This window comes from Psychromonas sp., from assembly GCF_983033635.1.
Window position 1 is genome coordinate 897 of record NZ_CEZLMY010000185.1, and the last position, 5,635, is coordinate 6,531.

General features: G+C 40.9%; 5 protein-coding genes. 4 read left to right on the forward strand and 1 reads right to left on the reverse strand.

The window, feature by feature from the left end:
* Nucleotides 1-379 (forward strand): phage integrase (locus AC4GME_RS16290; RefSeq protein WP_490379778.1); only part of this gene is annotated, 379 nt, incomplete at its 5' end.
* Nucleotides 380-544: 165 nt separating this feature from the next.
* Here AC4GME_RS16290 and fbp read toward each other — a convergent pair.
* Nucleotides 545-1,546, reverse strand: a complete 1,002-nt coding sequence (fbp, locus tag AC4GME_RS16295; RefSeq protein WP_490379779.1) for a class 1 fructose-bisphosphatase — start codon at nucleotides 1,544-1,546, stop codon at nucleotides 545-547.
* Nucleotides 1,547-2,107: 561 nt separating this feature from the next.
* Between fbp and AC4GME_RS16300 the strand changes: the two genes are divergently transcribed.
* The 3 genes from AC4GME_RS16300 to deoA all read left to right on the forward strand — a co-directional run bounded on the left by AC4GME_RS16300 (nucleotide 2,108) and on the right by deoA (nucleotide 5,474).
* Nucleotides 2,108-3,025, forward strand: a complete 918-nt coding sequence (locus tag AC4GME_RS16300; RefSeq protein ID WP_490379780.1) for a LysR family transcriptional regulator — start codon at nucleotides 2,108-2,110, stop codon at nucleotides 3,023-3,025.
* Nucleotides 3,026-3,249: 224 nt separating this feature from the next.
* Nucleotides 3,250-4,026, forward strand: coding sequence for a deoxyribose-phosphate aldolase (gene deoC / locus AC4GME_RS16305; RefSeq protein WP_490378287.1), 777 nt, complete (start codon nucleotides 3,250-3,252; stop codon nucleotides 4,024-4,026).
* A 116-nt stretch (nucleotides 4,027-4,142) separates the two neighbouring features.
* Nucleotides 4,143-5,474 (forward strand): thymidine phosphorylase, encoded by a 1,332-nt coding sequence (deoA, locus tag AC4GME_RS16310; RefSeq protein ID WP_490379781.1) that lies wholly within the window; start codon nucleotides 4,143-4,145, stop codon nucleotides 5,472-5,474.
* Nucleotides 5,475-5,635: the final 161 nt, after the last annotated feature.

Below are 5,635 nucleotides of genomic sequence, written 5' to 3' on the forward strand. Positions count from 1 at the left end.
GTCATTATTGATGCAGAACCCGATTGCCAGAAATATTACTGCCAGTGACTTTTCAAAATATCGTCAATTGCGTATTAAAACGGTTTCTATTAAAACAGCGAATAATGACCAAACTTACCTGAACGCCCTCTTTAATGAATTAAAACGTTTAGGAGAATGGGAGCATGGTAATCCACTGTCTGAACTCAGAGCGCTGAAATATAAACAGCCTGAAATGGGCTTTTTAAAACCAGATGAAATTAAGATTGTTTTTGACGAGTTAAAACAAGGCCGTAATTATGATGCTTATCTTATTTCTAAAATCTGCATCTCGACGGGATGCCGATGGGGGGAAGTAGAGCGGCTTAAAATAAATGCAGTTGCGATACGCCCATGTTAACAGGCCACCTTAAACCCGCATTAAAAGTCAGTCTAATATACAGACAGGCATCCATGCAGATTTTGTATGGATGCCTTTTATTAAATTACAAAGTTTATCTTCTAATTACAACTAGCAAAATAGAAGCAAATAATCTCTGAATTATGCTTACGCTATGGTTATTAACTAGCCTGAATATTTGGCCATAAAGTCATTTGTATCGTTAACCATATTTTTACTGCCGCAGAAAAAAGGTATGCGCTGGTGTAATTCTGTCGGCGTTACTTCCATGATGCGATTATACCCGTCACTTGCCGTACCACCTGCCTGCTCAATCAAAAACGCCATCGGGTTACATTCGTATAATAAACGTAATTTTCCTTTAGGTGCAGTAGCGGTTGAAGGATAGAGATAGATTCCGCCGGTTAATAAATTACGGTGGAAATCGGAAACCAGTGAACCGATATAACGTGATGTATAAGGGCGGTTTGTCGGTGTATCGATCTCCTGACAGAATTTAAGGTATTTTTTTACCCCGGTTGGAAATTTCAGGTAATTACCTTCATTGATAGAATAGGTACGGCCGTCTTCCGGAATACGAATATTTTCATGAGAAAGATAGAATACGCCCAGTGACGGATCGCAGGTAAATCCGTGCACACCGTTGCCAGTTGTATAAACCAGCATGGTAGATGAACCGTAGATGACATATCCGGCTGCAACCTGTTTAATACCAGGCTGCAGGAAGTCTTCTGAAGTAGCCGGCTGACCAACAGGGCTAATGCGTTTGTAAATTGAGAAAATTGTACCAACGGAAACGTTTACATCAATGTTTGAAGAACCATCCAGCGGATCCATCAACACGACATATTTACTGTTGATACCGCGCTCACTGTCAAAAGCGATAAATTCGTCTTCTTCTTCCGATGCAATACCGCAGACTTCACCACGCGCTTCCAATGCCGCCTTGAACGTTTCATTAGCATACAAATCCATTTTTTGCTGGACTTCACCTTGTACATTCTCAATACCGGTCGCCCCGATAATATCAACTAAGCCGGCTTTATTGATTTCCCTATTTACCACTTTAGCCGCTAAACGGATAGCTCCAAGCAATAGAGTTAACTCACCCGTTGCTTCTGGAAAGTCGTGCTGCTTTTCGATGATGTATTCACCAAGTGTGATCATGTTTGTTCCCTTTCTAATCATGGAATGGTACCTTGAACGAAATTACTCAGTTTAGTAATTGTTACCAATATAATGAGCAACACTATCTTTCGAGCGGTTATTCTGAATAAAAAATACACAATGATATATACCGATATAAAAAAACTCTGTTTACGTTTGGAAAAGATAAACGTTAAGCTTAGGACCATGATTTTTTTCTGTGCGGAAACTATCTTTTAACTAGAGTGCGCTTAGGTAATTTTGTAATATATACCCGCTATCATTCAAGATGCAAAAATCAGCAAGTCGTAAGGTGAACAGATTCTAGGCGTGAAGGTGAAGATCTAACGAGTTAAATCGAGACTTCACAACAACGAAAATGTTTGCCTTACGGCTTGCCCTGCGGGTCGCTAGCTCGAAAACCAATACTGCGTTGCAACATTTGATAAGGGCTAGCCATTGTCATCATGTTGCGCCTTGCCTTGGTATCCGAGCTAGCGACTGATAAATGCATTTTGATTGGTAACGGGTATATACTTTTTGTCTTTGGAGGGATCTAATATTAAAAGCCGAGCTAACCAGATGCTTATCTTACACATCTTAAACATAAGCGGCAATTTCACCAAGGCAGCTGAAAGATTAGGGGTTTCTACTTCTTATGTCAGTAAACAACTGATGCAGTTAGAATCTGAACTCAAGGTTCAGCTTGTACAAAGAACTACTCGAAACTTGGCATTAACTGATGCGGGTATTGAATATGCTGAGTATTGCGCACAGTTACATTCAATTGTTCAAAATGCTGAAGTGGCAATGATGGATGCCACCGCACAGATGTCCGGCACCATACGTCTTGCGCTGCCCCGTTCTTTTGGCATACTGCATGTTATTCCGGTCTTAGATAAGCTGCAGGAAAAATATCCAGAAATTAATTTCGAAATCACGCTGACTGATCGAAAAATAGATATGTTAAATGAAGATATTCATTTATGGATAACAACCTATGAGAATATTAATGAAGGTTATATAGCGCAAAGGGTCGCTGATGGTAACTTTGTGCTGGCGGCCTCTCCTAAGTACCTTAAAAGCCATGCAGCACCAACACATCCACAAGATTTATTAAATCATAATTGTGTTACTTATCACAGTAATACACGCGACTATAGCCATTGGCCATTTATAAAGAATAATGAACAATTAAATATCCATGTATCGGGGAACTACCGCGTTGATCTTTCTGAAGCGGTAAGGGATGCCGTTATTGCCGACCACGGTATCGGTTATATTGCCACTTACTTGTTATCAGATGAGTTTGAAACCGGGAAACTGGTTCAGCTGCTTCCTGACTGGAAAGCAAATTTAGTGATGCCTGTTTATGCTGTTTATCCTCGTAAAAAGCACCTTCCGGAAAGGCTTAATGCCGTTATCTCTTTTCTAAAAGAAAATATTGAATGCCCCCCCTACTGGGATGTTGCTTTGAGCCCCTGGCTTAATAACAGTTAATCAATAAAAGGCTCAAATATATTTGAGCCTTTTAGTTTTTAAGCTGCTTTCCTTTATGTTTATTCTTTATCTCTAATCTTTTCTTTCTAGCCGTCCATCTTTTCCGTACAGCAAAAATGCTTTTACAAAAGCCTATATATCGAGTCTTTTTTCGGGCGTAATATAAATCACATCATTTTTCTATACATATTTTCTTCTACCCACGTAGATACTGGAGCAAATTAATGTCTGATTTAAAAACAGCTGCTTTACGCGCACTTAAGTTAATGGATTTAACCACGCTAAATGACAATGACACGGACCAAAACGTGATTGATCTTTGTTATAAGGCAAAAACAGCTGTAGGCACTACTGCTGCCATCTGTATTTACCCGCGTTTTATCCCAATCGCTAAAAAAACATTGGCTGAGATTGGGGCGACAGAAGTACGTATTGCAACCGTTACTAACTTTCCTCACGGTAACGATGATATCGCTATTGCTGTTGCAGAAACTAAAGCGGCTATTGCTTACGGTACTGATGAAGTAGATGTGGTTTTCCCATATCGAGCATTGATCGCCGGTAATGAAAAAGTGGGTTATGAGCTAGTCAAACAATGTAAAGCCGCTTGTGGTGAGACACTGCTTAAAGTGATTATTGAGACGGGTGAGCTGAAAGAGCCAGCATTGATTAAACGTGCATCAGAACTTTGTATTAAAGCAGGCGCGGATTTCATTAAAACGTCTACTGGTAAAGTCGCAGTTAACGCAACACCAGAAGCCGCGGAAATTATGCTTAACGTTATCCGTGAAATGGGCGTTGCAGACGTCGTTGGTTTTAAACCTGCAGGCGGCGTGAAAACAAGTGAAGATGCAGCGCAATACTTAGCCATGGCAGATGATATTTTAGGCGGTGAATGGGCTGATAAAATGCACTACCGTTTTGGTGCATCAAGCCTTCTCACCAATCTACTTAATACACTGGAAGTGACATCTGAAAAAGCTGATTCAGCGGCTTACTAGATAGCGGTTCTAGATAGAAATTCCAATATTACCCGTTTACCCTCTTTTTAAACGAAGAGGGAATCAACAACAAATATTCTACAATTTAAAACTCAATGAAGAGTTTGGAGACACGTATGTTTTTACCTCAAGAAATTATTCGTAAAAAACGTGACGGTCAAGTACTGACCGCCGAAGAAATTAACTTTTTTATTCAGGGAGTAGCAAACGACACCATTTCAGAAAGTCAGACTGGTGCTTTTGCGATGACTGTTTTCTTCAATGAAATGACCATGCCTGAGCGTATTGCCCTTACTTGTGCGATGCGTGATTCTGGTATGGTGATTAATTGGGAGCATATGAATTTTGGCGGTCCGATTGTAGATAAGCACTCAACGGGTGGTGTTGGTGATGTAACCTCTTTAATGTTAGGTCCAATGGTTGCTGCTTGTGGTGGTTTTGTGCCTATGATTTCCGGTCGTGGCTTGGGTCATACGGGTGGTACATTAGATAAACTAGAGTCTATTCCTGGTTATAACATTACGCCAAACAATGACGTTTTTGGCGAAGTGACTAAAGATGCAGGTGTTGCAATTATTGGTCAAACGGGTGACCTTGCACCTGCTGATAAGCGTGTTTACGCGATCCGTGATATCACCGCTACGGTTGATAGTATTTCACTGATCACCTCTTCTATTCTTTCTAAGAAACTAGCTGCAGGGCTTGACTCATTAGTGATGGATGTAAAAGTGGGCTCGGGTGCCTTTATGCCTACCTATGAAGCATCTGAAGAGCTCGCTAAATCGATTGTTGGCGTAGCGAATGGAGCTGGTACAAAAACCACTGCCATTCTGACCGATATGAACCAAGTGTTAGCCTCTTCTGCGGGTAATGCGCTAGAAGTGCGCGAAGCGGTGCAATTTTTAACGGGTGAATATAGAAACCCTCGCTTGTATGAAATTACTATGGCACTTTGTGCTGAAATGCTGGTTTTGGGTCACTTAGCAAAAGACACTACTGAAGCGCGTGAAAAACTGCAGGCTGTTCTCGATGACGGCAGCGCTGCACAATGTTTTGGTAAAATGGTTGCGGGTCTTGGTGGACCAAAAGACTTTATTGAAAACTATGAAAATTATTTAGAAAAAGCACCTATCGCTAAACCTGTTTATGCAAACAACAGCGGCATTGTTTCAGCAATGGATACCCGAGCGATTGGTATGGCAGTGGTTAGCATGGGTGGTGGTCGTCGTGTTGCAACTGATGAGATTGATTATGCAGTTGGTTTTGATCAATTTATTCGCTTAGGTGAAACAGCAGACAGCCAAAAACCATTAGCTGTTATTCATGCACGTAGTGAAGCACAGTGGCAAGAAGCTGCAGATGCCCTACTAGAAGCAATTAAAGTCGGTAGTGAACCTTACGTGGCGACACCTGATGTTTACCGTCAGATTCGTGCTGAAGATATTTAGTAGTCACTATGCTTAAAGAGCTGCTGTTTTTTCAGCTCTTTAAGCATTCGCGCTCAGCAAACAGATTCTGCAATCACAGTACCCGCATGAGTATAGGAAGAATAAAAACCTTTTACCGAAAAATTTTGATTTGAACAATATTTTTTAGCGCATTATACTCC

Bases quoted from the DNA above. Each gene is read 5' to 3' on its own strand.
- deoA (WP_490379781.1), top strand. From the start codon at position 4,143: ATGTTTTTACCTCAAGAAATTATTCGTAAAAAACGTGACGGTCAAGTA.
- fbp (WP_490379779.1), bottom strand. From the start codon at position 1,546: ATGATCACACTTGGTGAATACATCATCGAAAAGCAGCACGACTTTCCA.
- AC4GME_RS16300 (WP_490379780.1), top strand. From the start codon at position 2,108: ATGCTTATCTTACACATCTTAAACATAAGCGGCAATTTCACCAAGGCA.
- deoC (WP_490378287.1), top strand. From the start codon at position 3,250: ATGTCTGATTTAAAAACAGCTGCTTTACGCGCACTTAAGTTAATGGAT.